Raw genomic sequence first — 20553 nt, 5'->3', positions numbered from 1 at the left:
AACCTACTATTCTCGTTATTGTACAAATTTACCGTATTTTTAGGCAGCTGAACATGATTAAAAGTTAACCTGCGACAGCTGTCAAAGAATTGGCTTCGTATTATAGGCCAAGAGCCCGCTTTTTGCGTTTTTTGGGGTGGACGATCGCAGCCTTGACGACATTGTCCTTTATCTGAAGGACTTCGATGCGATGGCCATCCACTTTCAGGCAAACATTGGTGTCCGGGATGTTTTCCAGTGTCTCGGTAATCAGTCCATTCAGGGTTTTGGGGCCGTCTGTTGATAGCTTCCAGCCCAGGGTCTTGTTGATGGTTCGTACCGCCGCGGTTCCGTCAATAATAAAGGTGCCGTCGTCCTGGGGAATGATGTCAGGGCTTGTGGCGGCATAGTCGGTGGTGAAATCGCCAATGATCTCTTCCAGGATGTCTTCGAGTGTGGCCAGTCCGAGCACGTCTCCGTATTCGTCTACCACAATCCCGAATCGACGCTTCCCTTTCTGGAAATTGATCAGCTGCGTGTTGAGCGGTGTGCTCTCGGGGACAAAGTACGGATCCTGGCAAAGCTGCATGATCATGGCCCGATTGATTTCGTCCTGCTGCAGTAACTTGGAGGCGCTGCGCAGGTGCAGGATGCCCTGAATGTTGTTGATGTCGCCTTTGTAGACCGGCAGTCGGGTGTGCTGGCTGCTGCGAAGCTGCCGAAGAATGGTATCGGTGTCGTCATCCAGGTCGATACCGATGACCTCGTTCCGGGGCACCATAATGTCGTTAACAGTCACCTTTTCCAGGTCGAGAATGCTGATCAGCATATCTTTGTGTTTCTTGGGGATCAGTGCCCCGGCCTCGTTCACCACCGTTCTGAGCTCTTCCCGGCTGAGATGGTCGCTGGCGGCTTCCTCGGGCGACACTCTCAGGAGCTTCAGAATAACTCCGGTCAGCAAATTGACGGCCCAGACAATCGGATACAGCAGTTTTAATAGTGGGCCCAGGATAAAGCTGGCCGGAAACGCGATTTTTTCCGGAAACAGGGCTGCAAGGGTTTTTGGTGTCACTTCTGCGAAGATCAGGATGACGACCGTCAGGAGCAGAGTCGCAATAGCGATGCCGGCATCACCCCAGAGTTCGATGGCAATAACGGTTGCTATGGATGATGCGAGGATGTTGACGAAGTTGTTGCCGATCAGGATAACGCCAATCAGTTGGTCGGTGCGCTGAAGCAGGTTCTGGGCGCGTTGGGCTCCCTTGTGCCCGGTGTTGGCTAGGTGTTTCAGTCGATACCGATTCAGGGACATCATGCCGGTTTCTGAGCTTGAGAAGAATCCGGACAGAAGAATCAGGCCGATAAGTAGAATGAACAGCGCGGTAAGCGATGTTTCGTTCAAGAGAGGTGTCCTTGTATGGCTGACGAGAGAGGAAAATAGGGTTTGCCTGAGGCTGGTGTCAAGTGCCTGCGCCCAGGCCGGTCCTTAGCTTCCCTTTTTGAATACCAGTTCAAGCGCGAATTTGCTGCCGTAAAAGGCGAGCATGAGCAGGATGCATCCTGCAAGGGTCCAGCGACTCGCGGTAATACCGCGCCAGCCTTTCGTGTAGCGGCCAACGAGAAGGGCGACGAACACCAGCAGGGACAGAAGTGAAAAGATGGTCTTGTGCGCCAGGTCCTGGGCGAAGAGGTCTTTGACGAAAAGCGCGCCGGTTCCGATGGCCAGGGTCAGCATCACTACACCGGCCCAGACCATTTCAAATAGCAGGGACTCCATGGTTTGCAGCGGGGGTAGGTTGCGAACCAGGAGGCTGTTGTAGTTGTGCTTGAGCTGGCGATTCTGGAAATACAGCAAAATGGCCTGAATGGCCGCCAGGGTAAACAGGCTGTAGGCGGTAACCGACAGGGCGATGTGGGAAAGCATGCCGTAGCTGTCGTCTGAGACCAGTCTGGACGGCGTGTGGGTGACCAGGGCCATGATGATGGTGAGCGTTGCCAGTGGATATACGCCCAGCAACATATTCTGTACGGGTTTGCGCAGGTTTAATCCGAGTAGCAGAAATACGATGATCCAGGAGATCAGGACCGAGCTCTTGAAAAAGCCAAAGTCAAAACCGCCATCGTGGTGAACGGTCTGGGCGATGAGGAGGCCATGGCTAACCAGTGCAAGAACGCCAATCAGTGTTGTTATGGCGATGTTGCTTTGCACCCGGCCCCTGAAATGCAGTGCCTGTAGTGCAGTTCCTACGCTGTACAGAAATAGAGAGGTTACCGCGAGAATCAGCGTTCCCATGACTTCCTTATTAACCGCTGTGCTGACAGGGGATCGGTGCAATTTGTCACCGATTTGACCGGGCTGGTCGTTTCAGGGCGATAGTCTGGTTATAATGTCGCGATTATGCAACTGGAATCAAGGAGTCCTGTCCGGCTCTGTGGTCCATGCACTCAATTTATCCGGGGTACGGAAGAGTAACATGTTTGAGAACCTCCAAGACCGACTTTCCGGTAGCCTGCGCAAGATTTCCGGTCAGGCGCGGCTCACCGATGACAATATCAAGGATACGCTGCGCGAAGTGAGGATGGCTCTGCTTGAGGCAGATGTCGCCCTTCCGGTCGTGAAGGATTTTGTCGAGGGCGTCCGGGCGAGGGCGATTGGGCAGGAGGTTCAGCGCAGCCTCACTCCTGGCCAGGTGTTTGTGAAGGTCGTCCAGCAGGAGCTGGAGCGGGTGATGGGCGCCGGGAACGAATCCCTGAACCTGGCGACTCAACCACCTGCGGTCATCATGATGGCGGGTTTGCAGGGTGCGGGTAAAACCACCACAGTGGCGAAGCTCTCCCGTTTCCTGAAGGAGCGCGAGAAAAAATCCGTGATGGTTGTCAGTGCGGACGTTTACCGGCCTGCTGCCATCCGTCAGCTTGAAACTCTGGCTGGTGAAGTGGGTATTGAGTTCTTCCCCAGCACGTCTGACCAGGATCCGGTGGATATCGCAGAGGGCGCCATTACTGCGGCCAGGAAGAAGCACGTTGATGTGGTGATTCTGGATACCGCCGGTCGTTTGCATGTTGACGAGCAGATGATGGGAGAGATCGGGCGCCTTCATAAGGCTGTAAATCCGATTGAGACCCTGTTTGTAGTGGACGCGATGACTGGTCAGGATGCCGCTAACACCGCCAAGGCGTTCAATGATGCGCTGCCATTGACCGGTGTCGTGCTGACCAAGACCGACGGTGATGCCCGCGGTGGTGCGGCTCTTTCCGTTCGCCATATCACCGGTAAGCCCATCAAGTTTATGGGGGTGGGTGAGAAATCAGATGCGCTGGAGCCGTTTTATCCGGATCGTGTCGCCTCCAGAATTCTCGGCATGGGCGATGTGCTTTCTCTTATTGAGGAAGCTGAGCGCAAGCTGGATCAGAAGAAGGCGCAAAAGCTCACCAAAAAGATCAAGAAAGGAAAAAGCTTTGATCTTGAGGACTTTCGTGACCAGCTTCAGCAGATGAAGAATATGGGTGGTATTGGTGGCCTGATGGACAAGCTTCCCGGGATGGGGCAGATGGCCCAGATGGCTCAGCAGCAGGTCAATGACAAGTCTGTAGGGCAGATGGAGGCCATTATCTGCTCGATGACACCCAAGGAGCGTCGCTATCCGGATGTCATCAACAATGCGCGCAAGCGTCGTATTGCGGCCGGTTCCGGTACCCAGATACAGGACGTCAATCGACTGCTCAAGCAGCACAAGCAGATGCAGAAGATGATGAAGAAGTTCAGCAAGAAGGGCGGAATGGCCAATATGATGCGCGGGCTCGGTGGCATGATGCCCCCGGGTGGTGGCGGTGGTGGCATGCCTCCTTTTGGCCGTATGTAAAAAGCCTTACACCGAAAACGGTGAAACCGAGCGTTTCCCTGTTTTCTTTGCCGCTTTTTTAGCATAGAATAGCGGCCCTTTCGAGTATGGGTCCTCTCGCCAACTATCTATAAGCGGGTGAGAGACGTACAAAGTTCGTACACACAGAACAGGATATTGGTTAAATGGTAACAATCCGTTTGGCTCGTGGCGGCTCCAAGAAGCGCCCGTTCTACCATCTGACAGTAACCGACAGCCGCAAGTCCCGCGACGGTCGTTTCATTGAGCGTGTTGGCTTTTTCAACCCGGTTGCCCGTGGTCAGGAAGAGCGTCTGCGCGTAGATCAGGATCGCGTCAACTACTGGCTCGGCCAGGGTGCCCAGACCAGCGATCGTGTAGCTCAGCTGCTGAAGACGGCTGGCTAATAGCACTACTGAACCGGGGTTGATGGCATGACGCAGCATTCGCAGGAAACTGTGATCGGCCAGATTACTTCGGTGTTTGGGGTCAAGGGATGGCTTAAGGTCTTCTCTTACACAGACCCCAAAGAAGGAATACTGCAGTATCGGGACTGGGTACTCGATCTGGACGGCAAGCGTATTCCGGCAAGGCTTGAGGAGGGTCGCCGCCAAGGGCAGGGGATCGTCGTCAGGCTTAAAGGTGTTGATGATCGGGATGTGGCGCTGAGCTATCGTGGTGCCGACATCAAGGTTGCGACAGCTGAATTGCCTGAGCTTGCTGAAGGGGAGTACTACTGGTACCAGCTTGAGGGCCTTGATGTCTTCACCGTTGATGGTCAGTGCCTGGGTAAGGTCCACCATCTGATGGAAACTGGTTCCAATGACGTCCTGGTGGTGCGAGCTTCGGATGGCTCTATCGACCAGCGCGAGCGCCTGCTGCCCTATCTTCCTGACCAGGTAGTCAGGAGTGTGGATCTGGCAGAGCGACGTATTCTGGTGGAATGGGATCCGGAGTTCTGACGGGTGTGGATTGGCGCAGTCAGTCTGTTCCCGGAGATGTTCGGTGCGGTTACGGAATACGGGATCACGGGTAGAGCTGTCAGGGATGGTCTTCTGACCTTCCAGAGCTGGAATCCCCGGGATTTTACCCATGACCGTCATCGCACAGTGGACGACCGGCCTTATGGCGGCGGCCCTGGTATGCTGATGAAAATTCAGCCTCTCAGGGATGCTATCCATGCGGCACGTGAGTCTGCGCCTGGCAAGGCCTGTGTGGTGTACTTGTCACCGCAGGGTGAGACCCTGAATCAGTCGGTGGTTGAATCGCTGGCTGAAGAAGAGCGTCTGATTCTTGTTGCAGGTCGCTATGAAGGCGTTGATGAGCGCCTGATAACTGCGGAAGTCGATCGGGAAGTGTCGCTGGGTGATTTTGTCCTTTCCGGCGGCGAGCTGGCGGCTATGGCTGTCATCGATGCGGTAACACGCTTCATCCCCGGTGCGCTGGGTCATGCGCAGTCGGCAGAGCAAGATTCGTTTGCCGACGGATTGCTGGATTGTCCGCACTACACCCGGCCCGAAGTATACGAAGGTCAGGCGGTGCCGGAGGTTCTTTTGGGCGGTCACCATGAACAGATCCGGCGTTGGCGACTCAAGGAGTCGCTGAGGCGAACCCGGGAGCGACGCCCCGACCTGTTGGAAAAACGGGTACTTACGGACGAAGAGCGTGAGCTGCTGGAAGAAATTTTGAATGAACCGGGTGTCTCTGAGTGATTCAGGACACTGAGAGATTGGGTATCAGGAGCATTACGATGAGCGGCAAGAACAACATCATCAGTCAGATTGAAGCAGAACAGATGACCAAGGAAATCCCTGCGTTCGCGCCGGGTGATACCGTGGTTGTTCAGGTTCGTGTAACCGAGGGTAACCGTGAGCGTCTGCAGGCGTTCGAAGGTGTTGTTATCGGTAAGCGTAACCGTGGCATGAACTCTTCCTTCACCGTGCGTAAGATTTCTTACGGTGTTGGTGTAGAGCGTACCTTCCAGACCTTCTCCAAGCTGATCGACAGCATCAGCGTGAAGCGTCGCGGCGACGTCCGTCAGGCCAAGCTTTACTACCTGCGCGACCTGTCTGGTAAGGCGGCTCGCATCAAGGAAAAGCTGGGCTGATCAGCCTATCGCTGAGACGTTCGTTTCCAGAAAAGGCAGCCAATGGCTGCCTTTTTTTGTGTCTGTAGGGTGGTAAAGTTCTAGATTGCCGAGCAGTTGAGGGATGGGGAAGGTGTGAGGTCGTACGACGATATCGTAATAACGCGTTTCACGGATGCTCTCTGGCTTGAGGACGGGCTTGGCGAAAAGACCCGGCAGGCTTATCGCAGCGACCTGCTTCGGTTGTCTGCATGGCTTGAGTCCCAGCCGGGCAAGCCTGTGCTGACTGCTGCCCGCCGTACCGATCTTCTTGCCTGGATGTCTCAGGGATTGGCTGAGGGGGTAAAGACCTCAACGGCCGCGCGCCGTCTGTCTGGTGTTCGGCGATTCTATCGTTATCTGTTGCGGGAAGGTGTTGTTTCCGAGGACCCCACTCTCCGCATCGATAGCCCAAGATTGCCTCGCAGGTTGCCGGATTCGTTGACCGAAGATGAGGTGGATGCGCTGTTAGATGAGCCCGATCCAGATGTGCCGATAGAGCTTCGGGACCGGGCAATGCTGGAGATTCTTTATGGCTGCGGGCTGCGGGTCTCCGAGTTGACGGAGTTGCAGGTTGATCAGGTCAACCTCCGGCAGGGGGTGATCCGTATCATCGGCAAAGGCAACAAAGAGCGCCTGGTGCCTATGGGGGAGGAGGCCGTGGACTGGCTGGTTCTCTATATGAGGGAGGCCAGGCCCGAGCTGCTGAAAGGGCGCGCCGCAGATGCCCTTTTTCCTGGAAATCGACCGGTGGCAATGACGCGACAGGCTTTCTGGTACCGGATCAAGCACTATGCGGTTCGAGCAGGAATTCAAAAGCACCTGTCTCCTCATACCTTACGTCATGCGTTTGCGACCCACTTGTTGAATCATGGTGCCGATCTGAGGGTGGTGCAGATGCTTCTGGGGCACGCTGACCTGTCGACCACACAAATATATACCCATGTGGCTCGCCAAAGGCTTCAGGCGCTTCATCAGTCTCATCATCCCCGTGGATGAGGGTCGGAATTTTGGTTAAGGTGGCTGTTGAACTTTTGCGGCGGCCTAGTGTCGCATAACCTGTTGAGTGGCTCGACGACCTGAACCGGCGAGTCCGTTACCTAATTTGACTGGATGTATGTATGTCTGCCAGAAGAAGCTTGAAGTGTGTGGCTGCAGTGCTTGGAATGAGTGTCGCTGCTCTGTTGTCGGCGCCCCTGGTTGCGGGAGAGGTCGAAGATCGTATCGCTGAGCGCCTGAGTGCCGCTGTACCTGGTTTACAGGTGAGTTCGGTTCGCGAGTCCGAGGCTGAAGGGCTTTATGAGGTTCAGAGCAACAATGGCGAAACCATCTATACCACGGTAGACGGGCAATACCTGCTGACCGGTGACATGCTTAAGATAACCGATACCGGCATTGCCAATGTGACGGAACAGGCCCGGACCGGGCAGCGCCGTAAGGTCATGGAAAGCTTTGGGGACGACGGGGTGATCAGCTTCCCTGCTGAGGGTGACGAGAAGGCTGTGATCAGCGTGTTCACCGACATTGATTGTCCATACTGCCGCAAACTGCATAACGAGGTTGGTCAGCTCAACGGTTACGGCATTACCGTGAATTACTATGCCTTCCCCCGCTCCGGCCCCAATACAGAGTCATTCCGGAAATACGAGTCGGTCTGGTGTGCAGACGATCAGCAGGCGGCTATGGACGCCGCAAAAGCGGGGCGCCGTGTTGAAGCAGCTGAGTGCGAAAATCCAGTGCTTGAACAATACCGCCTGGGTGGTCAGGTCGGTGTCACTGGTACTCCCGCTATTGTGCTCGAAGATGGAACCATGGTGCGGGGGTACGTTCCTGCGGATAACCTGGCCAAGGGGCTGGGCCTCCTCTGATAGTATTTGCGGCCGGTTGCGCCGGCCGCACCCTTCCTGTATTTGATCTGCTTCCGATTCAGGGCTTATTCATGCGCTACTGAATGGGTATACTATGCCCCCACTGAAATTCATCAGCACCCGTTCGGGATCAGAGGTGAAAGTTTGAAAGACGTCAATGTCGGAATCTGCGGACTGGGTACCGTTGGCGGCGGTACGTTCAATGTCTTGACTCGCAATGCCAAGCTTATTGCCGGCCGGAGCGGATGCAACATCCGAATCGCGCGGGTTGCCAGTCGTCACGCCAGGGATGACATGGATCTTGGCGACGTACCGTTTTCTACTGACATCTTTGATGTGGTTAACGATCCCTCTGTCGATATTGTCGTCGAGCTGATTGGCGGCTATGACGCAGCCAAAGAATTGGTACTGGCCGCTGTTCGCAATGGTAAGCACGTTGTGACCGCCAACAAGGCATTGATCGCCGTCCACGGAAACGAAATTTTCGAGGCCGCGGACAAGGCTGGTGTCGTAGTGGCTTACGAAGCGGGTGTGGCCGGCGGTATTCCGGTGATGAAAGCCGTACGCGAAGGTATGGCCGCAAACCGGATCGACTGGATTGCCGGCATCATCAACGGAACCGGTAACTACATCCTGACTGAGATGCGTGCGGGCCGGGAGTTTTCCGAAGTGCTCAAGGAGGCACAGGATCTTGGCTACGCCGAAGCGGATCCGACGTTTGACGTTGAGGGTATTGATGCTGCACACAAGCTGACGATTCTGGCCTCGGCCGGTTTCGGTGTACCGCTGCAGTTTGAAAAGGGATTCACCGAGGGAATTTCCAAAATCACCCCCTACGACATTGCCCATGCGGAATTGCTTGGTTATCGGATCAAGCACCTGGGTATTGCTCGCCGTCGCGAAGATGGCATCGAGCTGCGGGTGCATCCGACACTCGTGCCCAAGAGCCACCTGATCGCTCAGGTTGACGGTGTCCTGAACGCCGTTCTCGTCGATGGCGATGCGGTTGGTCAGACCATGTACTACGGTCCAGGTGCAGGTGACGAGGCGACTGCATCAGCTGTTATTGCCGATATCGTTGACGTTGCCCGCGGAGTTGCCTGCGGCAGCAGCCAGCGGGTTCCGTACCTTGGGTTCGAGCCTGACGCCATCGAAGAGCTCGATGTGCTGTCCATGGAAGATGTGCAGTCAGCTTACTATCTGCGTATCACTGCGCTGGATCGTCCGGGTGTTCTGGCCAAGATTGCCTCTGTACTCAGTGAGCATGGCATCAATATCGAATCCATCATGCAGAAAGAATCCGAACTCAAGGACGGTCGCATCCCGGTGATCATCCTGACCCATACGGTTCAGGAGCGTCAGATGAACCGCTCTATTGAAGAGCTTGAGGGCTTGTCAGACATCGACGGCCAGGTTATTCGCATCCGCGCTGAAAACTTTAACTGACAGGTACGCACGTGAGATATATCAGTACGCGGGGTGAAGCGCCCGCATTGGGCTTTGAAGACGTTCTCCTGACAGGTCTTGCCAGCGACGGCGGCCTTTACGTTCCCGAATCCCTCCCGCACTTCAGTCTTGAGGAAATTCGCAGCTGGCGTGGGCTGAGCTACAGCGAACTTGCGTTCAATATCATGCACCCGTTTGTGAGCGATGCGATTCCGGAAGATGATTTCCGCAAGATGCTGGACGAAACCTACGCGGGTTTTGCCCACAAGGCCGTAGCGCCACTGGTTCAGCTTGATACCAACGAATGGGTGCTGGAGCTGTTCCGGGGACCGACACTGGCGTTCAAGGATTTTGCCTTGCAACTGCTGGGCAGGTTGCTGGATTACGTTCTCGAAAAACGCAAGCAGCACGTGGTCATCATGGGTGCGACCTCGGGGGATACCGGGTCGGCCGCGATTGAAGGCTGCCGCCACTGCGAGCATGTGGATATTTTTATCCTGCATCCACATCAGCGGGTATCCGAGGTTCAGCGGCGTCAGATGACAACCGTCATCGGCGATAATATTCACAACATTGCGGTCGAGGGTAACTTTGACGACTGCCAGAAGATGGTCAAGGAAAGCTTTGGTGATCAGTCTTTCCTGGGCGGCAAAACCCAGCTTGCCGCGGTGAATTCCATCAACTGGGCCCGGATCATGGCCCAGATCGTCTACTACTTCCAGGCCTCCCTGGCACTTGGTGGGCCGGATCGGAGCATGGCGTTCTCGGTACCGACCGGTAACTTCGGTGATATCTTTGCCGGCTACCTGGCCAAAAAGATGGGGCTGCCGATTTCCCAGCTGGTTATTGCAACCAATCGCAATGACATTCTGCACCGATTCATGAGCGGTAACCGCTACGAACAGCACCAGCTGGAGCATACGCTGTCCCCGAGTATGGACATCATGGTGTCCAGTAACTTCGAGCGGCTGCTGTTTGATCTGCACGGTCGGGATGGCGCAGCAGTCAAGGAGCTGCTGGAAAACGCCGCCAAGGGGCCGGTCAGCATTGAAGATTATCGCTGGCGCCATGCTCGCAAGCTGTTTGACAGCGACGCAGTGGATGATAAAACCACCTGCGAGACCATTCGAGAGGTGTTTGAGCAGAACGAATATTTGCTGGATCCTCACACCGCGATTGGTGTTAAGGCCGCCCGTAACTGTCGTCGTGACCCATCGGTTCCAATGATTACTCTGGGGACAGCGCATCCCGCCAAATTCCCGGACGCCATCGCCGAGTCTGGACTGACCGTCAAGCCCGAGCTTCCGCCTCACATGGCTGATCTGTTCGAGCGGGAAGAGCGCTACACGGTGCTGGATAATGATGTGACCGGTGTTCAGTCGTTCATCGCCGAACACTGGAAAAACGCCTGACCGGGTATGACTCCAAAGAAGATTCTGCGTCGCCCCCAACCGGACTCCAGTCCGGTCTGGGGGGCTAGTCTCCCACCGATTCTCCGTCGCCTTTACGCCGCCCGGGGCATTCGCTCCGACGATGAACTCAGCTATACCCTGAAGCACCTGGCCTCGCCGATGGAGCTCAGGGGTATTGAGCGAGCTGTCGGGCTGCTTGCTGAGGCCATTATCCAGAAGCAAAAAGTGCTGGTTCTCGGAGATTTTGACGCGGATGGTGCAACCAGTACTGCGGTTGCCATGCTCGGCTTGACCATGCTCGGTGTCGCCGACATCGATTTCCGGGTGCCCAGTCGCTTTTCGGATGGATACGGGCTGACGCCAGGCATCATTGAAAGGTTGCACCACGAAGGTGAACTCCCCGACCTGATGGTCACTGTAGATAACGGTATTTCTGCTGTTGAAGGCGTAAAAGCGGCTCAGAACCTCGGCATCAAAGTCATCGTTACCGATCACCATCTGGCTGGAGAGGTGTTACCGGATGCTGATGCGATCGTGAACCCGAATCAACCCGGTTGTCCTTTTCTCAGTAAAAATGCTGCGGGCGTTGGGGTCATGTTTTATGTGCTGACGGCCCTGCGTAAACATCTGCGTGACGCCGGGAGTCTGCCAACGCCTGAGCCAAATCTGGGGCACCTGCTTGATCTTGTTGCTCTGGGTACTGTGGCAGACGTGGTGCCGCTGGATCACAACAACCGGATATTTGTAGAGCAGGGCCTACGCCGGATACGCAAGGGCGAAGCCCGCCCAGGCATCCTTGCGTTGCTGGAGGTGGCCGGGCGGGATTACACGGCCATCAGCTCGACGGATCTCGGATTTGTCGTCGGACCCAGATTGAACGCGGCCGGTCGCCTGGACGATATGAGTATCGGCATCGCCTGCCTGTTGGCTGACAGCCCGGATGAAGCTCGCCGGCTTGCAAAGGAGCTGGATACCTTCAATCGCGAGCGTCGGACAATCGAAAAGGACATGAAAGCCCAGGCTCAGGACCTGTTGGCTTCCATGTCACTGGATATCGATGGTCTGCCATGGGGGCTGGCGCTGTTTGATCCCGATTGGCACCAGGGCGTCATCGGTATACTTGCCGCAAGGATACGTGAACAGACCCATCGCCCGACCATCGCCTTCGCGCCAGATGACGATGGCGAGCATCTCAAAGGCTCCGCCAGGTCCATTCCGGGGCTACACATTCGCGACGCTCTGGCAGTCGTCGACGCCCGTCACCCGGGCATGATGAAGAAGTACGGCGGCCACGCCATGGCAGCCGGCATGACCATTGACAAAGACGACCTGGAAGCTTTCGGTAAGGCCTTCGATCAAGCCGTGAGGGATTCTGTCAAAGCCGAGGATCTGGAAGCGGCTATTGTGACGGATGGCCCGCTAAGTGTTGGCGAACTCAGCCTCGACACCGCGAACCTCTTGAAGCGGGCAGGGCCCTGGGGACAGCATTTCCCGGAGCCGGTTTTCGATGGTGAATTCCGTGTCGTCAATCAGCGTATCGTTGGCGAAAACCACCTCAAGCTCGTCCTCCAGCCCATGGATGGCAGCGGCATCGTCGACGGTATCGCCTTCAATACCGGCCCGGAAGTGCCCGATTACACCAAGACCGGTGCTCGGGTGGTCTATAAGCCGGACGCCAATACCTTTCGTGGCAGAACCAATCTCCAGTTGCTGATCGACTATCTGGAACCATTGCCTGTATAGCTGGGGGGGTGGCCGCGGAGGTGGGGATGCTTTTCTTCTGGGAAAAAGCAACTCGCTACGCTCAGACATCTTTTTCCCAGAAGAAAAGCATCCCCACCCCCACGGCAGTCAGACACTCTGCGAATTTAACGGCATAGCAACGAGTGTTGCGGTTTCCCCGGCTGATTTACCGGGGAAATTCCGGTAGAATTCCGCCACTGTTTTTACTCACCATTGTCCATAGCGAGTAAAGGATTCATGGAAATTAATCCCATAGTGACGAAGATCAAAGAGCTTCGCGAGCGCACTGAAGCGCTCAGGGGGTATCTTTGACTACGATCAGCGTAGTGAGCGACTGGTCGAAGTAGAACGGGAACTTGAGCTTCCCACCGTCTGGGACGACCCCGAGCGGGCCCAGGCGCTTGGTAAAGAGCAGTCCGATCTCGGGCTGATCGTCAAAACCATCGACAACCTCACCAATGGACTCGCGGATGCCGAGAGTCTGCTGGAAATGGCGGTCGAGGAAGACGATGAAGGCACCGTGGAAGAGATCGAGAACGATCTTGGCGGTCTCGACAAAGATCTCGAGAAACTTGAGTTCCGCCGCATGTTCTCCGGCGAGATGGATGCCAATAACGCTTATCTGGACATTCAGGCCGGTTCCGGTGGCACCGAGGCCCAGGACTGGGCCAACATGCTGCTGAGGATGTACCTGCGTTGGGCTGAACGTCGCGGGTTCAAGTCAGAGATCGTTGAATTGCAGGAAGGTGAAGTGGCAGGCATCAAGAGTGCCACCATTCACATCCAGGGCGAATACGCTTATGGCTGGTTGCGGACAGAGACCGGTGTGCACCGCCTGGTGCGCAAGTCACCGTTCGATTCCGGCAATCGCCGCCATACGTCATTCTCTTCTGTCTTTGTGTCTCCGGAAGTGGATGACAGCTTCGAGATCGATATCAACCCTGCGGATCTGAGGGTTGATGTATACCGCGCTTCCGGTGCCGGTGGTCAGCACGTTAACCGGACCGAATCTGCAGTGCGATTGACCCACAACCCGACCGGTATTGTGGTTGCGTGTCAGGCGGGCCGGAGTCAGCACCAGAACAAAGATCAGGCCATGAAGCAGCTCAAGGCCAAACTGTTCGAGCGTGAAATGCAGCTGCGCAACGCCGAGAAGCAGAAGGCGGAAGACGCAAAGGCAGACATTGGCTGGGGTAGCCAGATTCGCTCCTATGTTCTTGATGATAGCCGAATCAAGGACCTGCGGACCAAGGTGGAAACCAGCAATACCCAGACGGTTCTGGACGGTGATATCGACAAGTTCATCGAAGCCAGCCTCAAGATGGCGCTGTAAGCGGCGCCATCAACCGTTAAACCGGATTCAATCCCGATTTTAGTGAGCCAACATGACTGAGCAAACCCAGAGCGCTACCCAGCACGAGGACAACAAGCTGATTGCCGAGCGCCGAGCCAAACTGGCCGAGATGCGTACCGAAGGCAATCCGTTCCCGAATGATTTCCGTCGCGACAGCACCGCTGCAGAGTTGCAGAAACAATACGGTGATAAGAGCAAGGAAGAACTGGAAAAGCTGGACATCAAGGTGGCCGTGGCCGGCCGCATGATGCTGGATCGTAAGGCGTTCAAGGTTGTTCAGGATATGACCGGCCGCATCCAGGTATACGCAGCCAAGCACGTGCAGAAGGAAACCAAGCACTGGGATCTGGGCGATATCATCGGTGTTCGGGGTACGCTGTCCAAGTCGGGTAAAGGTGATCTCTACGTCACCATGGACGAGTACGTGCTGCTGACCAAGTCGCTGCGTCCGTTGCCGGAAAAGCACAAGGGCCTGACCGACATGGAAGCCCGCTATCGCCACCGGTATGTGGATCTGATGGTCAACGAGGAAACCCGGAAAACATTCCAGGTGCGTACCGGGATCATTAACAGCATGCGCAGCTACTTCAACGCCCGTGGTTTCATGGAAGTTGAGACGCCGATGCTTCAGGTCATTCCGGGTGGTGCGACGGCGCGTCCGTTTGTTACTCACCACAATGCCCTGAGCATTGATATGTATCTGCGGATTGCCCCGGAGCTGTATCTGAAGCGGCTCGTGGTTGGCGGTTTCGAACGGGTTTTCGAGATTAACCGGAACTTCCGGAATGAGGGTCTTTCGACCCGCCATAATCCGGAATTCACCATGGTTGAGTTCTACCAGGCTTACGCAGACTACGAAGACCTGATGGATCTCACTGAGGACATGCTGCGGCAGATTACGAAGGACGTTCTGGGTACCACGACCGTGGTCAATACCCGTGAGCTCGCCGACGGCGAAGTGGAGACCGTAGAGTATGATTTTGGTAAGCCGTTCAAGCGTATGACTGTGGTTGAGGCGATCCTGGAGCACAACCCGGATATCCAGGCCGGCCAGCTCGGCGACGAGGCCAGTGCGCGCCGCGTGGCCGGGAATCTCGGCATCCAGCTCAAGGATACCTGGGGGCTGGGCAAGGTCCAGATCGAGATTTTCGAGGCAACGGCCGAGCACCTGCTGATTCAGCCGACCTTTATCACCGATTATCCGAAAGAAGTGTCTCCGCTGGCCCGTTGCAAAGACAGCGATCCGTTCGTCACCGAGCGGTTTGAGTTCTTCGTCGGTGGTCGTGAGCTGGCCAATGGTTTCTCCGAGCTTAACGATGCGGAAGATCAGGCCGAGCGTTTCCGGGCCCAGGTTGCGGAAAAGGACGCGGGCGACGACGAGGCTATGTTCTACGATGAAGACTATGTCATGGCTCTGGAATACGGTCTGCCGCCTACGGCCGGCGAAGGTATCGGTATCGACCGCCTGACCATGTTGTTGACCAACTCACCGTCCATCCGTGATGTCATCCTGTTCCCGCATATGCGTCCCGAACATAAGGCCGGGCAGCACGCGGCTGAGGGCGAGGAGTAATACTGTGTCCCCGGTTGAGGTGCTGGCCAGTCAGCTAAGACCGGACCGGGGGTGGTCCGAACATCTGCAAGGCGAATTCCGTCAGCCCTACCTGCAGGAACTGGCGGAGTTTCTGGCTTCGGAGGAACAGGCCGGCAAGGTTCTCTTTCCTCCAAGTCACCTCTGCTTCAATGCCCTGAACAGCACACCGCTGGACAAGGTATCGGTTGTGATACTGGGACAGGATCCCTATCACGGGCCGGGACAGGCCCATGGCTTGTGTTTCTCGGTGCGTCCCGATGTGCCTACGCCACCGTCTCTGGTAAATATCTTCAAGGAAATCCAGGCTGACCTGGGTATTGCTCCTCCAGATCACGGCTGTCTGCAGCCGTGGGCTGATCAGGGCGTCTTGCTGCTAAATAGCGTTCTGACGGTTGTTCAGTCCCAGGCTGGAGCCCATCAGGGCAAAGGGTGGGAGACGTTTACCGACCGGGTTATCGAAACCATCAATCGGGAACGTGAAGGTGTGGTGTTTCTACTCTGGGGCAGCTATGCCAAGAAGAAGGGGCAGCACATTGACCGCAATCGACACCTGGTGCTCGATGGCCCTCACCCCTCACCGCTGAGTGCCTACCGCGGCTTCTTCGGATGCAAGCACTTCTCCAAGGCTAACGATTGGCTGCAACAAAAAGGGCAGCCACCCATAGACTGGGCGCTGCCCTCCAAAGCCGAGCTGATCGCCCGGTATCGAAAGTAGCTCTTACTGAAGCAGGGCCATCGCCGCTTCCATCTGGGCGTTCAGATCTTCTTCCTCGCTCATGTCGATATTGGGGTCGAGGCCAAGGCGGTTGAAGGCACTGATGGTATTCCAGTCCATTTCTGTCCAGGGGTGATCGGTACCGGCGACCAACTGAAGGTTGGCGACCATGACCAGGTCGGCGTAATCCGGCGCAGGTACTTCCCGTTGGAAGTTGGCGTATTCCAGCGGCACGTTCTGCAACTCTTTCGGGAAGTCCCATTTTTTGAGGATGGTTGACCCAATTCGTGGGTGCAGCTCATCAATCACGTTGTCCAGCATGATGGAGCTGATCTGGATGTCCTTGTCCTCAACGTAGCGGAGGATTGGCAGAACGCCGATCAGGTGAACGAGCCCGGCAAGGGTGGCCTGGTCGGGCTTGAGCTTTGTGTAGTGCTGAGCCAACACGTGGCACACGCCGGCGACCTCGGTGCTGGTTTGCCAGGTGGCCCGCAGGCGCTTGTCGATCATGTCAGAGGTTGCCTGGAACATCTGTTCCATGGCGAGACCCATGGCCAGGTTGCTGGTGTAGGCCATACCCAGACGACTGACCGCCATGTTCAAGTTTTCGATGGCCCGGCTGCCACGAAAGAGGGGGCTGTTACATACCCGGATGATACGAGCAGACAGAGCCGTGTCGTTGCTGATGACCTTTACAAGATCAGCAATTGCGGAATCCTCCGATTCAGCAATTTCCCGCACCTGAAGAGCAACCTCCGGCAGAGTGGGAAGCACCAGTTTGTCATTCTCGATGGCAGAGATCAGTTCGGTTTTAATGGTTTCGACAATGTTCGACATGGGTGGTCATTATCCGCTGGTCTGAAGTGGGAAACAGGCAGGGATTGCCGCTCCCCCAGAAAAGTTCTTTACGTGACTCTATTTATAGCAAATTCCCGAGTATTTGCCTGTCAACTTATGTATCTGGAGAGGCTTGATCTTCCCGCTCAGGGACGCTGTAGGGAAGAGGGCGCGGATTCAGGATGGCGCCGCTGTCTTCGATACTCAGATCGCCGGATGCCGCATCGTGACGAATGACGGCCAGCAATTCGACGTGCCCGTCTGTGTATCGAATGGCATTAACAACATCGCCCACAGCGCGTTCCCCAGACAGAATCCGAGTGCCAGGCTTGGGTGCCGTTTCACTGTTGTCAATGGAGAGACGGTAGAGGCTTTTCTTGAGTTGCCCGAGAAAATGCATGCGAGCGATGATTTCCTGCCCGGTATAGCAGCCCTTCTTGAAATGAACTCCGCCCAGCCTGTGCCAGTTCAGCATTTGTGGCACATAGGATTCGAGGGTGGTGTCGGTGAGCGACGGCACGCCTGCTTCGATTTCAGATGCCAACCAGTCAGCGAGTGGGATTTCATGCTCTGGTTTCAGCGTGTTGTTGCCGTCCTGCGTTTGCCAGAGTTCGAAGCGCTGCGTTCCATCGGCTGTGGGCTCCACCCGTACCAGATAGCCGTTCTCCACGGCGCGGGTATCCCCAGGTTGCTCGAGCCCGTCAGCGGCAAGGGATGTCCCATCGGTACCGAGGATGCCATAGACTCTGCCGGACTCGAGGAGGTCTGCCGATGTGCCCCGGAACAGCATCAGGTATTTCCGTAGCTGTTTCAGGATGGTGTCAGCAAGACCTGAGTCCAGAGTCATCAGGACGTCGTCACCAGCCCGAACCAATCGTGTCAGGCAGTAAGCGCGCCCTTTCGGGTTAGAGGCTGCCGCGCGGGGTGAGTGCCCTGTTACTACTTCATCCAGGTGCTGGCTGAATTGCCCCTGGAGAAACTGGTTGGTGCCGGGGCCGGTGACGCGCACGATGACCTGGTTAGTCACGCGCGCCCATCCCGAGGTGGGCGACGGGCTGCTTGCATTGACCGATTGCGCCGGGTTGTGGCTGCCAGTATCTGTCATTGATCTCTCCGGGTTGTGGATTCAGGCGTGGTCTTGCTCGGATTTGCCGAGCCGAAGCCATACCCTGAGACGGCGAAACTCGTTGTTCGGAACGTTTCCGCCCCACCAGCGGGTGCTGGCCAGAAGAATGCTTGAGTAAGAGCCTAATCTGGTGTCGACCGGACGCAGTTTCAAGAGTGTCAGGCGAGAACCGATCCTGCTGCTGCCCGTTGCCCGGACGCCGATTTCGCGGCCATCGGCCAGAAGCACCGAGAGCCTTCCCTGGTCCTGCCTCACGGCAATGACTGATGAGGCCAGCGTGAGCATCCCGGTTGAGCGGAATTGGTAAAGGCCGCCGATGAACGCCACCAGTGTCCCGATCCAGAGCCAGGAATGGCCCATCGCGCCCGATACTGAGGAAAACAGCAAAAGGACCAGCCAGGGTACGATGCTTAGCAGGCCCGCAGGTATGGATGCTGAGAGAGGAATATCAATCCGGTTGGACACGATTCAGGATCATATCCACCATGCGTTGCAGGTCCGGATCTTCCGGGCGGCTTCGTTGCATGAACCACTCGAACATGTCGGTATCTTCGCAGCTAAGCAGTTTCCGATAGCGGGCCTGGTCTTCTTCTGGCAGGTCCCGGTAGACGTTTTCCAGAAAAGGAATCAGCAGGACGTCCAGTTCGAGCATGCCGCGGCGGCTGTGCCACCAGAGGCGGCTGAACTCGGGCTTGTCGGAAGAGGGTGTGTTGTCGGACATAGAAGTTTCCGTTGGCTTGGTGTCAGAAAGAATGTGTGTCGCTCAGGGCGACGAAGTCCGGTAGCTTGTTGGTACCAGCGTGGTGTCTTTTGCTTCGCCTTGCAGTCCCGGGTAGTCCAGTGTGTAGTGTAGGCCCCGGCTCTCCTTGCGCTGCAGGGCTGAGCAGATGATCAGGTCTGAGACGGTCACCAGGTTGCGCAGCTCCAGCAAATCGTTGGTAACCCGGTAGTTGCTGTAAAACTCGCTGATTTCCCGTGACAGCAGGTCAACCCGATGCTTGGCTCGCTGCAGCCGCTTTGTGGTTCTCACAATGCCTACGTAGTCCCACATGAAATGACGGAGTTCATCCCAGTTGTGGGAGATAACGACGTCTTCGTCAGAATCCCGGACCTGGCTTTCGTCCCAGTCGGGCGCATCGGGCGGCGCCGGGATGTCGGCTTCCCGGCGGGTAATGTCTGCCGCCGCGGAGCGACCGTAGACCAGACATTCCAGCAGGGAGTTGCTGGCCATGCGGTTGGCACCATGGAGGCCGGTAAATCCGGCTTCGCCGACAACATAGAGGTTATTGACGTCGGTCCGGCCTCGAACATCCGAGATCACCCCACCACAGGTATAGTGGGCGGCAGGTACGACCGGGATGGGTTCCCGGGTGATATCAATGCCAAAGCCCAGGCACTTCTCATAAATTGTGGGGAAGTGATGCTTGATGAAATCCGCAGGCTTGTGGCTGATGTCGAGGTACAGGTGATCCGCACCGATACGCTTCATTTCGTGGTCGATGGCTCGGGCCACAATGTCCCTTGGCGCCAGCTCGGCGCGGTCATCAAACCGATCCATGAAACGGCTGCCGTCGGGCAGCTTCAATACGCCGCCTTCACCACGAACCGCCTCGGTGATCAGGAAAGACTTGGCGTGCGGGTGATACAGGCAAGTCGGATGGAACTGATTGAATTCCATGTTTGCAACCCGACAGCCTGCCCGCCATGCCATGGCGATGCCATCCCCGGACGCGCCATCCGGATTGGTTGTGTAGCGATACGCTTTGGAGGCTCCACCGGTTGCGATAACGGTGAACCGCGCCCGAAACAGTTCAACATGGTTGGTGTCCAGGTTCAGGATGTAGGCGCCGACGCAGCGGTTGCCAGGGAGCGACAGTTTTCGGTTGGTAATCAGATCGACGGCCACCCGGCTACTCATTAAGTCGATATTGGGGCGGGCCTTTGCCTGGTCGGCAAGGGTGGTTGACACCGCATGCCCCGTGGCGTCAGCCGCGTGGATAATGCGTCGATGGCTGTGTCCGCCTTCCCGGGTGAGATGGTAGTCAGCGTTCTCGTCCCGGGTGAAATCGACACCGGAATTGATCAGCCAGTCGATGCTTTCCTTACCGTGTTCGACGGTGAAACGCACTGCGTCCTCGTGACACAGGCCTGCCCCGGAAGCGAGAGTGTCCTTGATGTGGTCCTCGATGGAGTCTTCATCATCGAGGACGGCTGCGATTCCCCCTTGAGCCCACAGTGTTGCTCCGCTGGAAATGGCGGCCTTGCTCAGGACGCAGACCCGGAGGTGCTCCGGGAGATTCAGAGCAACGGTCAGGCCGGCAGCACCACTGCCGATTATCAGGACATCGAATTCGTAGGACTGTGGCATTGGGTCGTGATCGCGGGCCATAATGAGGGGGTCTATTGAACTAAACTTTGTCCCTGCTGTCTATTTCGCCTGACAGGGTAACCTGCTCGCACAGCGGTCTTACCCGGGTAATCAATGGACGCCGGA

The 20553-nt window shown here is 56.4% G+C and carries 20 protein-coding genes; 13 read left to right on the top strand and 7 right to left on the bottom strand.

The window, feature by feature from the left end; translation table 11 throughout:
• Positions 1–100 precede the first annotated feature (100 nt).
• Both D777_RS10300 and D777_RS10295 read right to left on the bottom strand, forming a co-directional pair.
• Complete coding sequence (locus D777_RS10300) at positions 101–1381, bottom strand: HlyC/CorC family transporter (RefSeq protein WP_036131716.1); 1281 nt, start codon at positions 1379–1381, stop codon at positions 101–103.
• Positions 1382–1465: 84 nt separating this feature from the next.
• A complete protein-coding gene (locus D777_RS10295) occupies positions 1466–2272 on the bottom strand; it encodes a cytochrome C assembly family protein (protein WP_036131714.1) in 807 nt (268 codons plus the stop codon).
• Between the two features lie 181 nt (positions 2273–2453).
• Here D777_RS10295 and ffh point away from each other — a divergent pair, with 181 nt between their 5' ends.
• From ffh to ung, 13 genes are all read left to right on the top strand, one after another.
• The gene (ffh, locus tag D777_RS10290) at positions 2454–3842 is read left to right on the top strand and encodes a signal recognition particle protein (protein ID WP_036131712.1); all 1389 of its coding nucleotides are present in this window, start codon (positions 2454–2456) and stop codon (positions 3840–3842) included.
• A gap of 164 nt (positions 3843–4006) precedes the next feature.
• A complete protein-coding gene (rpsP, locus tag D777_RS10285) occupies positions 4007–4246 on the top strand; it encodes a 30S ribosomal protein S16 (RefSeq protein WP_036131703.1) in 240 nt (79 codons plus the stop codon).
• Positions 4247–4273: 27 nt separating this feature from the next.
• On the top strand, positions 4274–4801 hold the full coding sequence (rimM, locus tag D777_RS10280) for a ribosome maturation factor RimM (RefSeq protein WP_036131701.1): 528 nt from the start codon (positions 4274–4276) through the stop codon (positions 4799–4801).
• A gap of 3 nt (positions 4802–4804) precedes the next feature.
• Positions 4805–5551, top strand: a complete 747-nt coding sequence (gene trmD, locus D777_RS10275; RefSeq protein ID WP_036131699.1) for a tRNA (guanosine(37)-N1)-methyltransferase TrmD — start codon at positions 4805–4807, stop codon at positions 5549–5551.
• A 38-nt stretch (positions 5552–5589) separates the two neighbouring features.
• On the top strand, positions 5590–5946 hold the full coding sequence (rplS, locus tag D777_RS10270) for a 50S ribosomal protein L19 (RefSeq protein WP_036131697.1): 357 nt from the start codon (positions 5590–5592) through the stop codon (positions 5944–5946).
• Between the two features lie 114 nt (positions 5947–6060).
• Positions 6061–6963 carry a site-specific tyrosine recombinase XerD gene (gene xerD / locus D777_RS10265; RefSeq protein ID WP_036131695.1) on the top strand — a complete coding sequence of 301 codons (903 nt, stop codon included), beginning with the start codon at positions 6061–6063 and terminating at the stop codon, positions 6961–6963.
• A gap of 122 nt (positions 6964–7085) precedes the next feature.
• Positions 7086–7832: a DsbC family protein gene (locus D777_RS10260; RefSeq protein ID WP_036131693.1), complete on the top strand. Its 747-nt coding sequence runs from the start codon at positions 7086–7088 to the stop codon at positions 7830–7832.
• 144 nt (positions 7833–7976) lie between these two features.
• A complete protein-coding gene (locus D777_RS10255) occupies positions 7977–9278 on the top strand; it encodes a homoserine dehydrogenase (protein WP_036132024.1) in 1302 nt (433 codons plus the stop codon).
• A gap of 11 nt (positions 9279–9289) precedes the next feature.
• Positions 9290–10690: a threonine synthase gene (gene thrC, locus D777_RS10250; protein WP_036131691.1), complete on the top strand. Its 1401-nt coding sequence runs from the start codon at positions 9290–9292 to the stop codon at positions 10688–10690.
• Positions 10691–10696: 6 nt separating this feature from the next.
• Entirely contained in the window at positions 10697–12433 is a 1737-nt protein-coding gene (gene recJ / locus D777_RS10245; RefSeq protein WP_036131689.1) for a single-stranded-DNA-specific exonuclease RecJ, read from the top strand.
• 237 nt (positions 12434–12670) lie between these two features.
• Positions 12671–13766, top strand: a protein-coding gene (prfB, locus tag D777_RS10240; protein WP_150112639.1) for a peptide chain release factor 2 whose coding sequence is annotated in 2 segments (ribosomal slippage) — positions 12671–12742 and positions 12744–13766 — 1095 coding nt in all. Because the reading frame shifts where the segments join, the coding sequence is not laid out codon by codon here.
• Between the two features lie 52 nt (positions 13767–13818).
• A complete protein-coding gene (lysS, locus tag D777_RS10235; RefSeq protein ID WP_036131686.1) occupies positions 13819–15360 on the top strand; it encodes a lysine--tRNA ligase in 1542 nt (513 codons plus the stop codon).
• A gap of 4 nt (positions 15361–15364) precedes the next feature.
• Complete coding sequence (ung, locus tag D777_RS10230) at positions 15365–16096, top strand: uracil-DNA glycosylase (RefSeq protein ID WP_036131683.1); 732 nt, start codon at positions 15365–15367, stop codon at positions 16094–16096.
• A 3-nt stretch (positions 16097–16099) separates the two neighbouring features.
• Here the strand turns inward: ung and D777_RS10225 are convergent, their stop codons facing one another.
• From D777_RS10225 to nadB, 5 genes are all read right to left on the bottom strand, one after another.
• A complete protein-coding gene (locus D777_RS10225) occupies positions 16100–16933 on the bottom strand; it encodes an HDOD domain-containing protein (RefSeq protein ID WP_036131680.1) in 834 nt (277 codons plus the stop codon).
• Between the two features lie 115 nt (positions 16934–17048).
• Positions 17049–18038 carry a CAF17-like 4Fe-4S cluster assembly/insertion protein YgfZ gene (gene ygfZ / locus D777_RS10220; protein ID WP_036131678.1) on the bottom strand — a complete coding sequence of 330 codons (990 nt, stop codon included), beginning with the start codon at positions 18036–18038 and terminating at the stop codon, positions 17049–17051.
• A 21-nt stretch (positions 18039–18059) separates the two neighbouring features.
• Positions 18060–18524, bottom strand: a complete 465-nt coding sequence (locus D777_RS10215; RefSeq protein WP_036131675.1) for a hypothetical protein — start codon at positions 18522–18524, stop codon at positions 18060–18062.
• On the bottom strand, positions 18508–18780 hold the full coding sequence (locus D777_RS10210) for an FAD assembly factor SdhE (protein WP_036131673.1): 273 nt from the start codon (positions 18778–18780) through the stop codon (positions 18508–18510). Before D777_RS10210 ends, D777_RS10215 begins: the two co-directional genes overlap by 17 nt.
• 42 nt (positions 18781–18822) lie before the next feature.
• Positions 18823–20427, bottom strand: coding sequence for an L-aspartate oxidase (nadB, locus tag D777_RS10205; protein ID WP_201443363.1), 1605 nt, complete (start codon positions 20425–20427; stop codon positions 18823–18825).
• Positions 20428–20553 lie beyond the last annotated feature (126 nt).

The sequence above is a fragment of the Marinobacter nitratireducens genome, from assembly GCF_000708045.1.
Lineage (GTDB): Bacteria > Pseudomonadota > Gammaproteobacteria > Pseudomonadales > Oleiphilaceae > Marinobacter > Marinobacter nitratireducens.
This window is presented reverse-complemented; position numbering and strand designations above follow the sequence as displayed.

What these genes read in the sequence shown, in the direction of transcription:
- rplS (WP_036131697.1), top strand. Translation starts at nt 5,590, where the DNA reads ATGAGCGGCAAGAACAACATCATCAGTCAGATTGAAGCAGAACAGATG.
- ygfZ (WP_036131678.1), bottom strand. Translation starts at nt 18,038, where the DNA reads ATGACAGATACTGGCAGCCACAACCCGGCGCAATCGGTCAATGCAAGC.
- D777_RS10225 (WP_036131680.1), bottom strand. Translation starts at nt 16,933, where the DNA reads ATGTCGAACATTGTCGAAACCATTAAAACCGAACTGATCTCTGCCATC.
- rimM (WP_036131701.1), top strand. Translation starts at nt 4,274, where the DNA reads ATGACGCAGCATTCGCAGGAAACTGTGATCGGCCAGATTACTTCGGTG.
- D777_RS10260 (WP_036131693.1), top strand. Translation starts at nt 7,086, where the DNA reads ATGTCTGCCAGAAGAAGCTTGAAGTGTGTGGCTGCAGTGCTTGGAATG.
- lysS (WP_036131686.1), top strand. Translation starts at nt 13,819, where the DNA reads ATGACTGAGCAAACCCAGAGCGCTACCCAGCACGAGGACAACAAGCTG.
- rpsP (WP_036131703.1), top strand. Translation starts at nt 4,007, where the DNA reads ATGGTAACAATCCGTTTGGCTCGTGGCGGCTCCAAGAAGCGCCCGTTC.
- D777_RS10210 (WP_036131673.1), bottom strand. Translation starts at nt 18,780, where the DNA reads ATGTCCGACAACACACCCTCTTCCGACAAGCCCGAGTTCAGCCGCCTC.
- nadB (WP_201443363.1), bottom strand. Translation starts at nt 20,427, where the DNA reads ATGCCACAGTCCTACGAATTCGATGTCCTGATAATCGGCAGTGGTGCT.
- D777_RS10295 (WP_036131714.1), bottom strand. Translation starts at nt 2,272, where the DNA reads ATGGGAACGCTGATTCTCGCGGTAACCTCTCTATTTCTGTACAGCGTA.
- recJ (WP_036131689.1), top strand. Translation starts at nt 10,697, where the DNA reads ATGACTCCAAAGAAGATTCTGCGTCGCCCCCAACCGGACTCCAGTCCG.
- ffh (WP_036131712.1), top strand. Translation starts at nt 2,454, where the DNA reads ATGTTTGAGAACCTCCAAGACCGACTTTCCGGTAGCCTGCGCAAGATT.